Annotated in this window: 15 protein-coding genes and 2 riboswitches; of the genes, 6 read left to right on the top strand and 9 right to left on the bottom strand. The window is 69.5% G+C overall.

Annotated elements, in window-relative coordinates:
• Nucleotides 1–22: 22 nt before the first annotated feature.
• The 5 genes from KI385_RS30980 to KI385_RS30960 all read right to left on the bottom strand — a co-directional run bounded on the left by KI385_RS30980 (nucleotide 23) and on the right by KI385_RS30960 (nucleotide 5,740).
• Entirely contained in the window at nucleotides 23–1,774 is a 1,752-nt protein-coding gene (locus KI385_RS30980; RefSeq protein ID WP_238575402.1) for an ABC transporter substrate-binding protein, read from the bottom strand.
• Between the two features lie 94 nt (nucleotides 1,775–1,868).
• Nucleotides 1,869–2,867 carry an ABC transporter permease gene (locus tag KI385_RS30975; RefSeq protein ID WP_238575401.1) on the bottom strand — a complete coding sequence of 333 codons (999 nt, stop codon included), beginning with the start codon at nucleotides 2,865–2,867 and terminating at the stop codon, nucleotides 1,869–1,871.
• 405 nt (nucleotides 2,868–3,272) lie between these two features.
• A complete protein-coding gene (locus KI385_RS30970) occupies nucleotides 3,273–4,070 on the bottom strand; it encodes an enhanced serine sensitivity protein SseB C-terminal domain-containing protein (RefSeq protein WP_238575400.1) in 798 nt (265 codons plus the stop codon).
• Between the two features lie 60 nt (nucleotides 4,071–4,130).
• On the bottom strand, nucleotides 4,131–4,931 hold the full coding sequence (locus KI385_RS30965) for an enhanced serine sensitivity protein SseB (RefSeq protein WP_238575399.1): 801 nt from the start codon (nucleotides 4,929–4,931) through the stop codon (nucleotides 4,131–4,133).
• A 125-nt stretch (nucleotides 4,932–5,056) separates the two neighbouring features.
• Nucleotides 5,057–5,740: an AAA family ATPase gene (locus tag KI385_RS30960; protein ID WP_238575398.1), complete on the bottom strand. Its 684-nt coding sequence runs from the start codon at nucleotides 5,738–5,740 to the stop codon at nucleotides 5,057–5,059.
• Between the two features lie 260 nt (nucleotides 5,741–6,000).
• A riboswitch (glycine riboswitch) is annotated at nucleotides 6,001–6,096 on the top strand.
• A riboswitch (glycine riboswitch) is annotated at nucleotides 6,097–6,214 on the top strand. It begins immediately after the preceding riboswitch.
• A 33-nt stretch (nucleotides 6,215–6,247) separates the two neighbouring features.
• Between KI385_RS30960 and gcvT the strand changes: the two genes are divergently transcribed.
• The 5 genes from gcvT to KI385_RS30935 all read left to right on the top strand — a co-directional run bounded on the left by gcvT (nucleotide 6,248) and on the right by KI385_RS30935 (nucleotide 12,707).
• Nucleotides 6,248–7,375, top strand: a complete 1,128-nt coding sequence (gcvT, locus tag KI385_RS30955; protein WP_238575397.1) for a glycine cleavage system aminomethyltransferase GcvT — start codon at nucleotides 6,248–6,250, stop codon at nucleotides 7,373–7,375.
• Between the two features lie 152 nt (nucleotides 7,376–7,527).
• Nucleotides 7,528–7,905 carry a glycine cleavage system protein GcvH gene (gene gcvH, locus KI385_RS30950; protein ID WP_128511901.1) on the top strand — a complete coding sequence of 126 codons (378 nt, stop codon included), beginning with the start codon at nucleotides 7,528–7,530 and terminating at the stop codon, nucleotides 7,903–7,905.
• Between the two features lie 81 nt (nucleotides 7,906–7,986).
• Complete coding sequence (glyA, locus tag KI385_RS30945) at nucleotides 7,987–9,246, top strand: serine hydroxymethyltransferase (protein WP_238575396.1); 1,260 nt, start codon at nucleotides 7,987–7,989, stop codon at nucleotides 9,244–9,246.
• Nucleotides 9,247–9,485: 239 nt separating this feature from the next.
• Complete coding sequence (locus KI385_RS30940; protein WP_238575395.1) at nucleotides 9,486–11,216, top strand: APC family permease; 1,731 nt, start codon at nucleotides 9,486–9,488, stop codon at nucleotides 11,214–11,216.
• A gap of 105 nt (nucleotides 11,217–11,321) precedes the next feature.
• Nucleotides 11,322–12,707 (top strand): L-serine ammonia-lyase, encoded by a 1,386-nt coding sequence (locus KI385_RS30935; protein WP_238571173.1) that lies wholly within the window; start codon nucleotides 11,322–11,324, stop codon nucleotides 12,705–12,707.
• A gap of 89 nt (nucleotides 12,708–12,796) precedes the next feature.
• Here KI385_RS30935 and KI385_RS30930 read toward each other — a convergent pair whose 3' ends face one another.
• A complete protein-coding gene (locus tag KI385_RS30930; protein ID WP_238575394.1) occupies nucleotides 12,797–13,672 on the bottom strand; it encodes an alpha/beta fold hydrolase in 876 nt (291 codons plus the stop codon).
• Between the two features lie 230 nt (nucleotides 13,673–13,902).
• Here KI385_RS30930 and KI385_RS30925 point away from each other — a divergent pair, with 230 nt between their 5' ends.
• Nucleotides 13,903–14,928, top strand: a complete 1,026-nt coding sequence (locus KI385_RS30925; RefSeq protein ID WP_238575393.1) for a DUF418 domain-containing protein — start codon at nucleotides 13,903–13,905, stop codon at nucleotides 14,926–14,928.
• A 17-nt stretch (nucleotides 14,929–14,945) separates the two neighbouring features.
• On the opposite strand, the gene KI385_RS30920 is transcribed toward KI385_RS30925, so the two are convergent.
• The 3 genes from KI385_RS30920 to KI385_RS30910 form a co-directional block, all read right to left on the bottom strand.
• Nucleotides 14,946–15,647 carry a response regulator gene (locus tag KI385_RS30920; protein WP_238575392.1) on the bottom strand — a complete coding sequence of 234 codons (702 nt, stop codon included), beginning with the start codon at nucleotides 15,645–15,647 and terminating at the stop codon, nucleotides 14,946–14,948.
• Complete coding sequence (locus tag KI385_RS30915) at nucleotides 15,644–16,870, bottom strand: sensor histidine kinase (RefSeq protein WP_238575391.1); 1,227 nt, start codon at nucleotides 16,868–16,870, stop codon at nucleotides 15,644–15,646. The genes KI385_RS30920 and KI385_RS30915 overlap by 4 nt, the downstream gene beginning before the upstream one ends.
• A 124-nt stretch (nucleotides 16,871–16,994) precedes the next feature.
• On the bottom strand, nucleotides 16,995–17,294 hold the full coding sequence (locus KI385_RS30910) for a hypothetical protein (protein WP_238575390.1): 300 nt from the start codon (nucleotides 17,292–17,294) through the stop codon (nucleotides 16,995–16,997).
• Between the last annotated feature and the right edge of the window lie 55 nt (nucleotides 17,295–17,349).

Here is a 17,349-nt window from a genome sequence, read left to right as displayed (position 1 = left end):
CTTCACCTGCCTTCCAGGGCTGCTACTTCTTGACGCCGATGTTGAGGTAGTCGTACTGACCGCTGAAGGCCGAAGTGGACACCAGGTTGGTGGCCTTGGGCGAGCGGTACATCAGGACCTTGAAGTAGGTGAGCGGGACCAGCGCCGCCTGCTCCATCGTCTTCTTGTCGATCTCGGCGTACGCCTTCTCGCGGGCCGCCTTGTCGGTGTTGGCGATGGCGCTCTCGAGCAGCTTGTTGATCTCCGGGTCGTCCAGCTCAGAGAGGTTGGTGTTACCGGACTGGCTGATCGCCTTGCCGTTGAGGATCTGCTGCAGGTAGCCGTAGCCGGTCGGGAAGTCCGAGCCCCACTGCATCATGATCAGGCCGACGTTGTTCTTCTTGTTGAACTTCGGCACACCGGCGTAGTCCGAGAAGTACTTGCTGGTGGGGTACGACTGGATCTTGGCGGTGACGCCGATCTTCTTGAGCGAGTCGATGACCGAGGTGGCCGCGTCGACCTCGTCCTGGCGGTCGTTGCGGGCCAGGATCGTGGTCGTGGTCTTGCCGGCGCCGCACTTGTCCCAGTGCTTCTTGGCCTCGGTCAGGTCCAGCTTGTCACCGTCGTACTTCTGCGGGTACAGGTCGTACTTCTGGTAGCCGTCGATGTCGGTCGGCAGGACCGTGGAGGCCAGCTCGCCGCGTATCGGGCCACCGAGCGAGGTCTGCACGGCCTTCTTGTCGATCGCGTACTCGACGGCCTTGCGGCACTCGATGTTGTCGAACGGCTTCACCTTGGTGTTGAGCGCCGTGTAGACCAGACGCTGACCGAGCGCGTTGTCGGTGTTGGCCTTCTCCTTGGGGTCCGTCAGGAGCTGGGCCTGCGTCTGGCCGTCGACGCCGCGGCCGGCCAGGTCGACCAGGGTGTTGCCGGACTGGAGGTCCTTGTCGATGGTCGACTGGGCGACCTTCAGCTTGAGGACGATCTTGTCCGGCAGCTGCTTGCGCAGCGGGTCGGTCTTCGCGGACCACTGCGGGTTGCGGACGAGGGTGAGCTGCTTGCCCTCCTCGTAGCTCTCGAACTTGTACGAGCCGGTGGACAGCACGGACTTGGTGTAGTCCGCGCCCTTGTCCTTGGCCTGCGGGACCGGGGCGGTCTGCGGGGCGCTGACCAGGTAGTCGAACTCGGCGAACGGCTTCTTCAGGTGGAAGACGATCGTCTGGTCGTCAGGGGTCTCGATGGACTTCAGACCGGCCTTGCTCTTGTCCTTGTAGGGACCCTTGTAGCCGCCGTCGTTGTCCTTGAGGAACTGCTGGAAGTAGTTCGGACCCAGCGAGAGGGTGTCACGCGCGAAGTTGCTGCGCTCGACGGCGTACTTGACGTCCTGCGAGGTGACCGTGGAGCCGTCGTCGTACTTGACGCCCTTGCGGAGCTTGTACGTCCAGGTCTTGCCGCCGTCGCTGGGCTTGCCCATCGACTCGGCGAGGTCCGGGGTCAGCTGGTTGCCCTTGGAGCCGGGGCCCGGCTTGAAGGTGGTCAGCGGGCGCGCGTAGAGCCGGCTGAAGTTGTAGATGAAGGCGTAGTACGTGTTGCCCGGGTCGAACGACTCGGGGGCGTCGCTGATCGCGTAGGTGACCGTGCCGCCCTTCGCGTCCGAGGCGTTGACGATGCCCTTGGTGGCGGCGTTCGCCTCGCCCGAGCCCTCCGAGGAGCCCTTGCTCCCGCTGCAGCCGGCCAGCAAAAGGCCCGCACTGGTGATGGCCGCGACCGCCGCGACCGGAACTGACCTTCGCATGATGGTCGGTGTCCCCTTCGTTCGTCGAGAAACGTGAAACTTCGAAACGTCACAAACACAGTTGAGACATCTGGGCGGGCGCCCCGCACCGCCGTCAGCGGCTGCGCGGGTCCAGCGCGTCCCTCAGACCGTCACCGAGCAGGTTGAACGCGAGCACGGTGACGAAGATCGCGAGGCCGGGGACGATCATGTACTGAGGGTCGACCTCGTAGTACTTGACCGCCTGGTTGAGCATGCCGCCCCAGGACGCCTGAGGCGGCTGGATGCCGACGCCCAGGAAGCTCAGCGCCGCCTCGAAGAGGATGTTGGAGGGGATCAGCAGCGTCGAGTAGACGATGACCGGACCCACCAGGTTGGGCAGCAGCTCCCGGAAGAGGATGAACGGGCCGCGTGCACCCATGCCGCGGGCGGCGTCCACGAATTCGCGCTCCCGCAGCGACAGCGTCTGCGCGCGCACGATCCGCCCCATGTACGGCCAGTTGAAGAAGCCGATCACGAAGATCAGCACCGAGATGTGCAGCGGCAGACCCTCCAGACCGAAGGCCCCGCCCTGCAGCGACGCGGAGATCGCGATGGCGAACAGCAGCAGCGGGAAGGCCAGGAAGACATCCATCATCCGGCTGATGAAGGAGTCCACCCGCCCGCGGTAGAAGCCGGCGACGACGCCGAGGACGGTGCCGATGGCGACCGACAGCAGGGTCGCGCCGAATGCCACGATCAGCGACACCCAGGAGCCCTCCAGGATCCGGGCGAGCAGATCGCGGCCGAACTTCGGGTCCACGCCCAGCGGGTGATCCCCGCTCATACCGCCGAAGTCGCCCTTGGGGAGCGTGGTGTTGGGGTCGATCAGCGACTGATTGGGACTGTTCGGGTCCAGACCCAGCAAGGCCTGGAGGGGGCGCGAGAGCGCGGCGACGGCGATGAGCAGGATGACAACGATGGCACCCGCCACCGCAACCTTGTCCCGCCGGAAGCGCAGCCATGCGATCTGCCCGAGCGAGCGCCCCTCGATGCGCTTGCCCTCCACGCCCTTCAGCACCGCTTCCGGCTGCGCCTCAGCAGCCGCCCCGGTGGTCTCGATCGGTGCGGTCACGGTGCTTTTGACCCCTCTCGGCCGACGATGGCCGGCCCATGCCCGCCGCGGTAGCGGCCTGATTCACATCACTGGTGCAAGTCCTCGGGACATCGCGGGAGTTCGCTCGGTCGAAGCCGGAAGGCTCGCGCGACGCCGTACGGGATGACGCTCGTACAAAGGACCGAGGCCCTCTGTTTCGGGAGTCTTCATCCCACTCGCGATCACTCACCAGTCCTGAAGGTGAATGGATGCGTAACTGTGATGTGGTCCACGGCTTTCCGTTATACGGACAGCAGTTCGGGCTGAGCGGAGCGAAAGCCGGCGGGAGAGGGCCTCAACCGCCGGGCGTACTGGGCGAATTCACCCCAAGATCGACGCCGGAGCCGCGCCGGAGTGGCACGGTCGGGAGTCGGAGACAGACTGTCAGTAAGGGCGCGGGTAGCCGTAGCCGTACGAGGGCGCGGGCGCGACGGCCGACGGCTGGGCGTAGCCGTCGCGGTCGAAGAAGGGTCGGGCGGAGGCCCGCATCCACATCCCGACCGGGTCGTACTCGTCGTTCATCGCGACCGTGGAGACCGGCAAGCCGTCCGGAACCGCACCGATCGACTGCTGGATCATCAACCGCACCGAATCCACCGATTGTTGGCCGGTGTCGTACAGATCCAGCCCGATCGCCAGATAAGGGGCGCCGAGCGCGGGCTGTACCCAGGCCCGGCGCAACGACCGTACGGCGGGCGTACGGTGGGCGTTCTGGGCGAGCAGGGCGTAGAACTGCGGAATGTCGATGACCGGTTCCGAGATCCGCAGCGGTCCGGCGGGCAGCCGGTCGAGGCCGCCGGCGATACGGCGCAGATCCAGCCAGGGGATGCCGACACCACCGCCGGGAGCGTGCGGATTCAGCCACAGGCCCCAGCGGTCGGGGAAGAGCGAAGCGGCGATCTCGACGCCGGTGACGACTTCGTGGTCGCGGTTCCAGCCGGAGGCGGCGAGTTCGGGCGCCGAGGTCACACACGGCGCATAGCCGAGGCCGTCGACCTCCATGTTTCCGTACTGCGCATCGGGCATACCGGCCCGGCCGTGCCAGAGCAGCATCCAGACCTGGCCGGCGGCGAGTGCCTGCAGCAGCGCCTCATAGGCGTCGTAACGGCCGGGCGAGACCTGCTGTAGCAGCTGCTCCAGCTGTCCGGCCGCCGCCGGTCCCTGATGCGCACCCGCGCTCACGTGTCCGTCCCTTCTGTCAGCAGGGCACGTGTGGGTGCGCCCGCCCGTCATCCAACCAGCTTACGAGTGGTGCGGAGAGTAGAAGGGCCGCACACGCTCCAGCATCCAGTCCGCGACCGGGTCACCCTGGGCCAGATCGAGCATGACGAGCTGTACGGGCCAGGGCACCGGGACGGCGCCGAGCGCACGTCCGAGGGCTGCCAGGACCGTCTCGCGGGCGCTGCCGTCGTGCAGTGCGGCGGGGGGTGCCGCGACCTGAACACCGACGAACAGTGCGGGCGTGTCGCCCTCGACACTTGCCAGGGCACGTCGGGCACTCAGGACAATTCCGGCGCCGGAGAACTCCAGTCCGGCGGCGGCCAGAAAGTCCACCGGCTCCTCCTGCCAGTCCGGTTCGAAGAGCCGCACCCGGCCGCCGCTCGGCAGCGGGCCCGATTCATGACGCCCCTCCCGGCACAATTCGGCCACCGCGGGCGGCGGCAGCGGAACGCCGATCATGCCGTCGGGGTTGACCGCGATACCGATCCGCGGCGGCAGACCACGGGCGAACTCCCGGGCCGGGGCCACGGTGAAGGACATGTGCGAGCCGACGACCCTCAGGAACTCCTGCTCGGAACTGAAGACCGGGACATAGGCCGCACCGTCGATCTCGACGGTGGGCAGATCGAGGCCGCGGGAGCCGGGCCCGGCGCTCTCCGGGCCACCGCCGTTGGGCAGCGGCACCCACACCCGGCTGCGGCCAAGGACCTCGACGATCCGCCCGCCGGCGCCCGGATGCCCGACCGAAGCGCCCAGCACCTCTTCGAGCTCATTCGCCGGCCACGCCAGCTGCGGTATCCCCTGCTGCTCCGGAAAAGTCATCTGCACCCACCCGCTCCAAAACCGCGCCGTCTGGCCGAAAACACTAGACGAGAAAGCGGGAGGTGGAGCGTGCGGGGGCGGGCCCGGGGACAGGTGCACGCCGCTGACCGAAAGCGGCCGTCTCCTCAGTCGAAAGTGACCGTCTCCAGTGCGGTCGCCGCCCGACGGTCCAGCAGGACCGCCGAGCCGAAGCCCTTGGGCAGACGGGTCGACTCCGCCGCGTCGACCAGTCGGGTCACCGCCCTGCGGTGCCGCGCGAAGGCGTACCCCGATACCCCGCGCCCCCGCGACTCCTGGCCGGACAGCGCCACCTGGGGCGGTACGTCGAGCAGCACCAGATGCAGCCCGCGGCCACCGCGCGCTGCCGACCGCGCGATCCAGCGGCGCACCCACGCCAGCGTCCCGCAGTCGTGCACCACCACACTGTCGCCGGAGCGCAGCGCACGGCGCAGCGCCAGATAGTGGGCGGCCCGGACCAGCGGGCGGTACAGGCCGTAGGGCAGCCGGCGCAGCCTGCCGCGCTCCCAGCGCTCGCGTACGTCCTGCGAATCGATGCGGTGCACCGTGACGCCGTGCCCGTCCAGCGGTGGCACGAGGCGATGCATCAGGGTGCTCTTGCCGCTGCCCGGCAGTCCGGAGACCACGACCAGGTCACCGGCCGGAAACCGCAGCTCGGTGGTGGCGGACCCGGTCTCCTCGGCGCGCAGGTCCTCGACCTGGGCGCCGCGCCCCGGGCGGACGACGGACCGCGCCGGGCGCCGGGCCCGGGATCCGGCGGACGACGCCACCGGCAGGGCGTCCGGGGGCACGGCCCCTGCAGTGGCCGCGCATGCCGCTTCCCTGTGCACCGTGATCGCCCTCCCCGCCCGCTACTGGTCCGGTTGGAGTCCGTCCCTTACCCGCAGAGTGTCAAGAAAAGGTAATGCCCATCAAGGCGATTGTCCGATCTGCCCACGTCGTGGGCGGTGCGCCGACCGGGTCTCCTGTATCCGGCGATCCCGTGCAATGATGTGGCCGCCACGTGCACATCTCAGCTCACCTGTGCACCGCCAACTCCATACCGGCCGCTTGAATCCGCGCGGGAGAGTCCCCGGCCGCCACGGCGGGGCGCCGAAGGAGCAAGTCCTCCCTTGAATCTCTCAGGCCCCTATACCGCGCGGGCGAGGCAGATCTGAAAAGCGAGCCACTGCCCGGCCTACGGGACGGCTCCACCCAAGGTGCAAACCGGGTCCGTTCGTGGGATCCCGGTGAACCTCTCAGGTTCCGATGACAGATGGGGAGAACGTCTTGTCACCCATGCCTGGGAGCCCAGAACCATGACAGATGCCCCCCGCCGCACCGCGCTGGATGCCACGCACCGCGCGCTCGGCGCGACCATGACCGACTTCGCCGGCTGGGACATGCCGCTGCGCTACAGCAGCGAGCGCGACGAACATGTCGCCGTCCGCACCCGCGCCGGTCTCTTCGACCTCTCCCACATGGGCGAGATCACCGTCACCGGCCCGCAGGCCGCCGACCTCCTCGACTATGCGCTGGTCGGCAACATCGGCGGCGTCAAGACCGGCCGCGCCCGCTACACCATGATCTGTGAGGCCGAGGGCGGCATCCTCGACGACCTGATCGTCTACCGCCTGGCCGACCAGGAGTACATGGTCGTCGCCAATGCCTCCAACGCCCAGGTGGTGCTGGACGCGCTGACCGCGCGCGCCGGCGGTTTCGACGCCGCGATCCGCGACGACCGGGACGCCTACGCGCTGCTCGCGGTGCAGGGCCCGGAGTCCCCCGGCATCCTCAAGGCGCTCACGGACGCCGATCTGGACGGTCTGAAGTACTACGCGGGCCTGCCCGGCACGGTCGCCGGTGTCGACGCGCTGATCGCCCGTACCGGGTACACCGGCGAGGACGGCTTCGAACTGTTCGTCCGGCCGGCGGACGCGGTCGCCCTCTGGGAGGCGCTGACCGAGGCCGGCAAGGACGTCGGTCTGGTCCCCTGCGGTCTGTCCTGCCGCGACACGCTGCGCCTGGAGGCGGGCATGCCGCTGTACGGGCACGAGCTGACCACCGCGACCACCCCGTTCGACGCGGGCCTGGGCCGGGTCGTGAAGTTCGAGAAGACGACCAACGGCGGTGACTTCGTGGGCCGCGCCGCGCTGGCGGCGGCCGCCGAGCGCGCCGAGACCCAACCGCCGCGCAAGCTGGTCGGTCTGATCGCCCAGGGCCGCCGCGTCCCGCGCGCCGGATACCCGGTCGTCGCGGCCGACGGCACGGTCATCGGCGAGGTCACGTCCGGCGCCCCCTCCCCCACGCTCGGCAAGCCGATCGCCATCGCCTACGTCGACGCGGCCTACGCCACACCGGGTACCGAGGGTGTCTGTGTGGACATCCGTGGAAGCCATGAGCCGTACGAGGTCACCGCGCTGCCGTTCTACAAGCGGCAGAAGTAGCGGTTCACCCACGGCAGGCCCGGCAGTGGCGCGCCCGCGCGTCTCACTGTGCAAGACCCTCCCCCAGACTTCGTCCGGGTGGGGTCCCCCAGCGGCAGCTGGGGGAGTGCCCCGATTCACGATCACACCCTCGCGTACAGGAGAATCGAGCCATGAGCAACCCCCAGCAGCTGCGCTACAGCAAGGAGCACGAGTGGCTGTCGGGCGCCGAGGACGGCGTCTCGACGGTCGGCATCACCGAGCACGCGGCCAACGCACTCGGCGACGTCGTCTACGTGCAGCTCCCGGAGGTCGGCGCCACGGTCGCGGCGGGCGAGACCTGCGGTGAGCTGGAGTCGACCAAGTCGGTCAGCGATCTCTACTCGCCCGTCGACGGCGAGATCGTCGAGATCAACGAGGATGTCGTCAACGACCCCTCGCTGGTGAACTCCGCCCCGTTCGAGGGCGGTTGGCTGTTCAAGCTGAAGATCAGCGGCGAGCCGGGCGAGCTGCTCTCGGCCGACGAGTACGCCGCCTTCATCACCGGCTGAGCCGTCCGGCCCCTCCCCCACTCGCGGCTTCGCTCGAGCGGGGGACCCCCACCCCGCCCCTGACTCCTCCAGGAAAGACTCATGTCGCTTCTGAACAGCTCCCTCCATGAGCTCGACCCCGACGTCGCCGCCGCCGTCGACGCCGAGCTGCACCGCCAGCAGTCCACCCTCGAAATGATCGCCTCGGAGAACTTCGCCCCCGTCGCCGTCATGGAGGCCCAGGGCTCCGTCCTGACCAACAAGTACGCCGAGGGCTACCCCGGCCGCCGCTACTACGGCGGCTGCGAACACGTCGACGTCGTCGAACAGATCGCCATCGACCGCATCAAGGCCCTCTTCGGCGCCGAAGCCGCCAACGTCCAGCCCCACTCCGGCGCACAGGCCAACGCCGCCGCCATGTTCGCCCTCATCAAGCCGGGCGACACCATCCTGGGCCTCAACCTCGCCCACGGCGGGCACCTGACCCACGGCATGAAGATCAACTTCTCCGGCAAGCTCTACAACGTCGTCCCCTACCACGTCGACGAGAAGACCAACCTCGTCGACATGGAAGAGGTCGAACGCCTCGCCAAGGAACACCGCCCCAAGCTGATCGTCGCCGGCTGGTCCGCCTACCCCCGCCAGCTCGACTTCGCCGCCTTCCGCCGCATCGCCGACGAGGTCGGCGCCTACCTCATGGTCGACATGGCCCACTTCGCCGGCCTCGTCGCCGCGGGCCTGCACCCCAACCCGGTCCCGCACGCCCACGTCGTGACCACCACCACCCACAAAACCCTCGGCGGCCCCCGCGGCGGCGTGATCCTCTCCACCCAGGAACTCGCCAAGAAGATCAACTCCGCCGTCTTCCCCGGCCAACAGGGCGGCCCCCTCGAACACGTCATCGCCGCCAAGGCCGTCTCCTTCAAGGTCGCCGCCTCCGAAGAATTCAAGGAGCGCCAGCAGCGCACCCTCGACGGCGCCAAGATCCTCGCCGAACGCCTCATCCAGGACGACATCAAGCAGCACGGCGTCTCCGTCCTGTCCGGCGGCACCGACGTCCACCTCGTCCTGGTCGACCTGCGCGACTCCGAACTGGACGGCCAGCAGGCCGAGGACCGCCTCCACGAGGTCGGCATCACCGTCAACCGCAACGCCATCCCCAACGACCCCCGACCCCCCATGGTCACCTCGGGTCTGCGCATCGGCACCCCGGCACTGGCCACCCGCGGCTTCCAGGCCGAAGACTTCCGCGAGGTCGCCGACATCATCGCCGAGGCACTCAAGCCCACCTACGACACCGAAGCCCTCAAGGCCCGGGTCACCGCGCTGGCGGACAAGTTCCCCCTTTACCCGTCGCTGTGACGCGTCTCATGCAGTGAGCCCTCGCACCGCCGGTGATCGGCGGGCGAAGGCTGAACGGGCCGTGAGCCCGGGGCCGTTGGTCCCGGGCTCATGGTCTGCATGCTCGATTTCCCCTTCCCCTTGTGCGAAATCGCGGCGAATTCTGATGATTCGCGAGAAATAAGGTGTCAGCTGCACACGGCAGCGGCCCTTCAACGGCGAGGGGGCAATCGGCAACGGCAGGACGGACCACTCACCCCATGGACATGAGCGCGGGCGACCGGAAGGGGCTCAGCCTCTTCGCCCTCATCATGATCGGCATAGGCTCGATCTTCGGCTCCGGCTGGCTCTTCGGCGCCGGTGCCGCCGCCCAGGTGGCGGGCCCCGCGGCACTGCTCGCCTGGGTGATCGGCGCCGTCTTCATCGGCATGATCGCGATGACCTACGCGGAGGTCGGCTCGGCCTACCCGATCCCCGGCGGCATGGCCCGCTACGGCCATCTCTCCCACGGCCCGGTCCTCGGCTTCCTCACCGGCTGGGCGGTATGGATCGCGGTCGCCTCGCTCATCCCGATCGAGTCGATCGCCGCCACCCAGTACATGACGTCATGGGGCTTCGCCTGGGCGAAGGACCTGGTCGATCCGGCCGGCCAACACCTCACCCTCTCCGGCACCGGTGTGGCGCTGATCCTGACCGTCGCGCTCTGGCTGACCTGCTACTGGTCGGTCCAGCTGTTGGCCCGGGCCAACACCGTCCTCACCCTGGTCAAGTTCGCGATCCCGGTGCTCGCCGTGCTCGCGCTGATCGGGTCCGGCTTCCACACCTCGAACTTCACCTCGCAGGGCGGCTTCGCCCCGTACGGCTGGCCGGCCGTGCTCACCGCCGTCACCACCTGCGGTGTGGTCTTCGCCTTCAACGGCTTCCAGGCCGTGGTCAACCTCGGCGGTGCCGCCAAGAACCCGGGCCGGGCCATCCCGATCGCCCTGGTCGGCGCGCTCTCGCTGGGCCTGGTGATCTATCTGGCGCTGCAGACCGCGTTCCTGGGGTCGGTGCCGCCCGAGCAGCTGGCCCGGGCGGGCGGCTGGCAGGGCGTGGACCTCAGCTCGCCGTTCGCCGATCTCGCCCAGCTGCTGATGTTGCACTGGGTCGTCATGATGCTGCAGTTCGGCGCGTTCATCTCACCGGCCGGATCCAACATCGCCAACGTCGCCTCGGCCGCGTACATGGTCACCAATCTCGCCGAGACCGGCTTCTTCCCCAAGAAGCTGGCGGCGGTGCACCCGCGGTACGGCACCGCGCGCCCCGCGATGTGGGTCAATCTCGGCTTCTCCGCCCTGCTCCTGGTCACCGTCGGCCGCAGCTGGCAGGCGCTGGCCGGGGTGGTCTCGGCGGCCATGGTCATCTCGTATCTGATCGGCCCGATCGCGGTGGGTGTTTTCCGGCACACCAAGCCGAATCTGCCGCGCCCCTTCCGGCTCCCCGCCGCCACGATCCTCTGCCCCGTGACCTTCGCCTTCGCCGCCTGCGCCCTGTACTGGTCGAAGTGGCCCGACACCGGCAAGGTGACCCTGCTGACGCTGGTCTCCGTGCCGATCGCGGCGCTGGTGCTGCGGCGCAAGGGCGAGACGCGGCTGCTGCGGCAGTTCGCGCCGGCCTGGTGGATGATCCTCTTCCTGGTCTGGATGGCGACCCTGTCGGCGCTGGGCAGCCCGGATTTCGGCGGCCGCGGCATCATCCCCGGCGGCCTGGACATCGCCCTGGTCGCCCTCTCGGCGCCGGCCTTCTACTTCTGGGCCGTACGCGCCGGGATCGCGGCCCACCGGGCCGGGCTCCCGGGCCCCGACCCGGTGCTCGACCGGACCCACGGCCACGCTTCCGACCGGACGGCGGGCAACGCGGAACCCGCGCACAGCCCCGCCCCCGCCGCTCCCGTATCCGCTTCGACACCCCCTGTTACCCCCGACGACGGACGCCCGATGGTTTCCGTCTGACGGCACCGCGCCGGGTCCGGGTTACGCTCGACAATCGGCGCAGAAACGTACCTCCTGTCCCATAGCTCCACCGTCCACCACGAGCAGACAAGGGAGTCCGCCCCCGTGGCCATCTCCGTCTTCGACCTCTTCTCCATCGGCATCGGCCCCTCCAGCTCCCACACCGTCGGCCCCATGCGCGCCGCCCGGATGTTCGTCGGACGCCTCAAGAAGGACGGTCTGCTCGCCCAGACCACCTCCGTACGCGCCGAACTCTTCGGCTCCCTGGGCGCCACCGGCCACGGCCACGGCACCCCCAAAGCCGTCCTCCTGGGCCTGGAAGGCCACTCCCCCCGCACCGTCGACGTCGAAAGCGCCGACGACGAAGTCGAACGCATCCGCACCACCAAACGACTGCGACTGATGGGCGCCGAAATAGGCACCGCCCACGAAATCGACTTCGACGAATCCACCGAACTCATCCTCCACCGCCGCCGCGCCCTGCCCTACCACGCCAACGGCATGACCCTCTTCGCCTACGACACCACAGGCGCACCCCTCCTGGAGAAGACCTACTACTCCGTGGGCGGCGGCTTCGTCGTCGACGAGGACGCGGTCGCCGGCCAAAACCCCATCGTCCCCGACGACACCGTCCTGGGGCACCCCTTCCGCACCGGCGACGAACTCCTCCGCCTGGCCCAGGACACCGGCCTGTCCATCTCCGCCCTCATGCTGGAGAACGAAAAAGCCTGGCGCACCGAGGAAGAAATCCGCTCCGGGCTGCTCGACATCTGGGGCGTCATGCAGGCCTGCATCCAACGCGGCATGTCCCGCGAAGGCATCCTGCCCGGCGGCCTCAAGGTCCGCCGCCGCGCCGCGAACTCCGCCCGCCAACTGCGCGCCGAAGGCGACGCGCAGGCCCGCGCCATGGAGTGGATCACCCTCTACGCCATGGCCGTCAACGAGGAGAACGCCGCCGGCGGCCGCGTCGTGACCGCCCCCACCAACGGCGCCGCCGGCATCATCCCCGCCGTCCTGCACTACTACATGAACTTCGTGCCCGGCGCCGACGAGGACGGCGTGGTCCGCTTCCTGCTCGCGGCCGGCGCCATCGGCATGCTCTTCAAGGAGAACGCCTCCATCTCCGGCGCCGAGGTCGGCTGCCAGGGCGAGGTCGGCTCCGCCTGCTCCATGGCCGCCGGCGCCCTCGCCGAAGTCCTCGGCGGCAGCCCCGAACAGGTCGAGAACGCCGCCGAGATCGGCATGGAACACAACCTCGGCCTGACCTGCGACCCCGTCGGCGGCCTCGTCCAGATCCCCTGCATCGAACGCAACGGCATGGCCGCCGTCAAGGCCGTCACCGCCGCGAAGATGGCCATGCGCGGCGACGGCAGCCACAAAGTCTCCCTCGACAAGGTCATCAAGACCATGAAGGAGACCGGCGCCGACATGAGCGTCAAGTACAAGGAGACCGCACGCGGCGGACTCGCCGTCAACATCATCGAGTGCTGAGGTTGTAGGCCCTGACCAGCGCGTTTCCTCTCTTTCAGCGCTGTCAGGGCCTTCTCTGCGCACGCGGCGGAAAGCCCCTGAACCGCCCTTTACCGGTCGGCGGAGGCCTTCCCGAGCAGCGAAGTGAGGATCGACTCGGCGTGTGTCCATAGCAGCGCGCCGCCGATCCCCGGTACGACACGGCGATGCGCACCGGGCATACGGGTAGCGAGCAGTGCTCCGTTGTCGGGAGAGTGGCTGGTGTCCCGCTCGCCGTACCAGATGTCGACCGGTACATCGATCTCGTCGAGGGCGAACGGCCACCGCCCCATGGCCAGGACCGTGTCGCGGGCGTAACCGGCCGCACCTTGGACAAAGCCCTCGTCCAAGGCCCTGCGGTAGGCAACCGCGAAATCAGGATCCCGGTACACCGCGAGGTCGCACCCCGGACTTCCGGTCATGACCATGCCCCACATCGCCTGCGCGCTGAAGCCCGCGAAGAACTCCTCGGCGCCCACCGGGTCGCACGCGGTCCGCTCGACCAGGCCACGCAGATCCGCCGCCAGCGCGGAAGCGAACTCCGGCGCGGCGACCTCATCCGCCCCGGAGACGACAGCCAGTGCGGAAGCGACGCCTTCCTCGGCACAGGCTAGAGCGAACGGCGCACCTTGCGAGTTCCCGACCACAGCCGGGCGCCCCAGCCCTCGTAGCACGCCGAGTTGACGGATGTCACCGGCGAAGTCGGAGAACGTCCGACCGGGTGCGGGTGTGGAGACACCGAGCCCCGGGCGGTCCACGGAGACAAGACGCACTCCGAGCGCCTCAACGACACCCGCGCCGAACCCGAGCCACCGGCTCGTGGCCGCACCCGGACACAACACAACGGGCGCCCCGTCCGGCGGCCCCCACTCGGCCCACCCGAGCAACCGTCCATCGGACAGACGGCTCTCACCGAGCCGGGCAGGTTCGTCGGCGAACACGGTCATGATCAGCATCATGGTCAGGGACGGGACGCTTCGCACCGGATTTTCGCCGTAGCCCTGTCCAGGGCGATCCGGCCTTCCTCGCCCGCCCCCTCCTGGACACAGGCCAGGGGCAGAGCCGCCATATGTCCGCGACCGTACTTTCGGCCGGCGGGCTCACCCTCGCGGCGGAGGCACGGCAGACGCAGGGCGCCGCAATGTGGACGGAAGGCCCACCCGTGTCAGGAGAGTCAGTGACCACCGCCGTACCCGAGTCGCCCCCTGTGCCCGTCCCCGTGCCCCGGCGTCGTATCGACGCGCTCGATGCCCTGCGGGGATTCGCGCTCTGCGGGATTCTGCTGGTCAACATTCCACAGATAACCCATATGCGGGGTTATAGGGTGCCCGGTGAGTTGCTGCCCGTGCGCGAAGCACTGGACCTGTTCGTCCAGCACCGGTTCTTTCCCCTGTTTTCCTTCCTCTTCGGGCTGAGCTTCGTCCTCTTCCACGAGGGCGCCGCGGCTCGCGCAGCCAAGCCCCGCGTTCTGCTGTTGCGCCGGCTCCTGGCGCTGGGTGTGCTGGGCGTCGGGCACCACGCTCTGCAACCGGGTGAGGCACTGCTGCCGTACGCGATCGTCGGTCTGCTCGTACTGCTGCCCTCGACCCGGCTCTCGCGCCGGCTTGTGCTGATCGGCGGCATCGTGCTGACCGTGGCCGGTACGACCTTGGTCAGCGGGGGGCAAGCGGTGATCCCGGGGCTGTTCCTGCTGGGTGCGGCGACCGCCCGTTACGGCGTCGCGGACACGCTGGAGCGGCGTGACGGCCAACTGGCCGTGCTGCTCGCGGTGTCCGCGCCCGCCGCCGTGGCCGCCGCCTTCTGGCAGCGGGACGCCTGGGCGACCGACCTCGGCCCCCGCGCGGCGTCCGTCGCCGGGCTGCTGATGGCCCTCGCCTACGCCTGTGGCTTCCTGCTGCTGTTGCGCACCCCCCTGCGTGGCGCCATGGCGGCGGTCTTCGCGCCGCTGGGTCGGATGGCGCTGACCAACTACCTCACCGCGACGTTGATCGTTGTCGCCGTCGCACCCGTGCTTGAACTGTTCGAGTCCACCCGCTGGGGCGCGGCGCTCGGCCTGGCCGCCGTCATCCTCGCCGTGCAGACCGTCCTGAGCCGCCTGTGGCTGAGCACTTTCCGGTACGGGCCGCTGGAGTGGGCCTGGCGGTGTGTGACCTGGTGGCAGCTGGTGCCGATCACCAAGTCACAGGGTCGGCGCGGGCACTGAGCCGTACGACCGGAGAATCAGCAGGCCGTGACAGAGCCCGTCTCCCAGGCCCAGGCGGCGATCTCGACGCGGTTGCGCAGCCGCAGTTTGGCCTGGATGCCGGTCAGATGTGTCTTGACGGTGGACAGGGTGATGGACAGTTCGTCGGCGATCTCCTGGTTGGTGCGGCCGCGGGCCACCAGGCGTACGACCTCACGTTCGCGCTCGGACAGCGACGTGAGCGGTGCGAGCCCGGCGGCCTGCGAAGGGGGCCGTCCGGCCAACGGCCCCTGTTGTTCGCGCAGGTGCTCCAGGAGGCGCAGGGTCACCGCCGGCGAGACCAGCGCGTCGCCGCGGGCCGCGGCCCGTACCGCCTCCAGCAGCAGCTCCGGCCCGGCGTTCTTGAGCAGGAACCCCAGCGCGCCCGCGCGCAGCGCCCCGTACAGGTAGTCGTCCTGGTCGAAGGTGGTGACCACGACGACCTTGAGCGGGGCGACGGCACCGGCGCCCGCAAGCGCGCGGGTGACGTCCAGGCCGTCCAGCTTCGGCATCCGCACGTCGACCAGACACACATCGGGGCGCAGCCGCCGGGCCAGCTCCACACACCGGGCGCCGTCGCCGGCCTCCCCCACCACCTCCAGGTCCGGCTGGGCGTCGATGATCAGCCGAAATCCGGTGCGCACCATCTCCTGGTCGTCCGCGATCAGGACCCGGGTGCGTGCGCTGGGCAGAGCATTCATGCCTGCGATCCTCCCAGCCCGGGCGCGGCGGTGACGGGGCGCTGCGGGCGTACGGGGAAAGTGCCTGCCACCTGCCAGCCACCGTCGGGTGCGGTGCCGGCGGTAAGCGTGCCGCCGACCGCCTCGATGCGTTCGCGCAGGCCGATGAGACCGAAGCCCCCGCTCCTGCCACCGGGAGGCATCGCGCCTGAGGGTGGGCCGTTGACCACTTCCGCCGTGAGTGTCCCGGGGCTCGCCGTCAGGCTGACGCGTGCGTCCCGCGCGCCGGGCGCGTGTCGGGTGATGTTGGTCAGGGCTTCTTGGACGAGGCGGTGCACGGTGGTTTCCACCTCGGGGTCGAGTTCGGCCGCACGCGCCTCGGCGGACACGTCCAACCGGGCGGTGGGGTGGCCTGCCTGCCCGAACCGGGATATGAGCAGGGCCAGTTCGGCCAGGAGATCGTCGGGGCGTACGGTGCCGCGGTCCTGCTCGCGCAGGACGCGTACCAGGCGATGCATGGAGTCCAGGGTTTCGTTGCCCGCCTTTTCGATGCCGCGAAGCAGCGGCTCCACCTGCTCGGGGGCGTGCTCGCGGATGGCCAGGGCGGCCTGGGCCTGGACGACCATGCCGGTGACGTGGTGGGCGACGAAGTCGTGCAGATCATGGGCGAGTTGCAGCCGCTCCCCTTCGCGTACGGCGATGATCGCCCTGGCCCTGCGGTCGTCCAGCATCCGCAGATGGCAGCCGAACCCGGCCGCGGCCACGGCGGCCAGCAGCAACAGGGAAGAGAACCCGGACCAGTACGCGGCATACCGCAGCCCGCTGCGCGCCGGCCCGGCCACGATCGTCGCGCCGAGCAGCAGGCACAGGCCGAGTGCGGCCCATGGCCGGGCGGTGCGCGCGGTGCGGGCAAGGAGCACAAGGAGCACGGCGGACTCCAGCGTCCCCGAGCCCGGCCCGCCCTCCGACGCCCATACCAACCACCCGGTCACCGTCAACGACAGCCCGGCGGCCACGACAGCGCGCCCCTCGATCCGCACCCGCACGGGCGCGAACACCACCACCGCCATGGCCACCCCCGACAGCACCGGCAGCCACGCACTGGCGGGGAGGGTGCGCATGTACTCCAGAGGCATGCGGCTCCAGATGTCCGCCAGCCCCATCAGCAGGAGCCACGCCGTGATCAGCGCGGCCAGGGTGCGCCGCCCTCTCGGCGACAGGGCGGGAAAGCCGTCTTCGTCCATGCGTCAAATCTACGGATGCATCGTCAACCGGCCGGAGCATGTCCGCCGTTTCCCGCCCGTGGCCTGCACCCTTGAGGAGCGGCAGCGGAGGCCGATCACGGCGCGTCTCGTCCTGACCACGCCGCTATCTGCCGATCTCCCAGGCGAACGGCGGGAGTTCACGGGCCCGGGAGTAGATGTCCAGGGCGTGGTGCGCGGGGACGAAGGGGTGCACACGGGCGCCTTCGAGGCCGGCCAGGATGCGGGCGCAGTGCTGGACGCAGCCGGCGACCTCCCGGCCGTTGCGGTCGACGATGGTGGCGGCGTCGTGCGGGCCTTCGCACGGGGTGGGGTCCTTGGCCGCGGCGGCCGGGCAGCGGCTGTGCGGGGCGGTGGGTGGTGCGGCCCCCTCGTGGGCCGACGGGTGCGGTAGTGGCTGGTTCATGCGCGATGTCCCCCTGATGGCACGGTGGTACCTGGCGTGAGCGGTGCCGGTGGCC

This window comes from Streptomyces inhibens (assembly GCF_022221585.1).
In the GTDB taxonomy this organism is placed as follows: Bacteria; Actinomycetota; Actinomycetes; order Streptomycetales; family Streptomycetaceae; genus Streptomyces; species Streptomyces inhibens.
The sequence above is the reverse complement of the archived record's forward strand: the minus strand, read 5'-3'. Positions and strand labels throughout refer to the sequence as shown.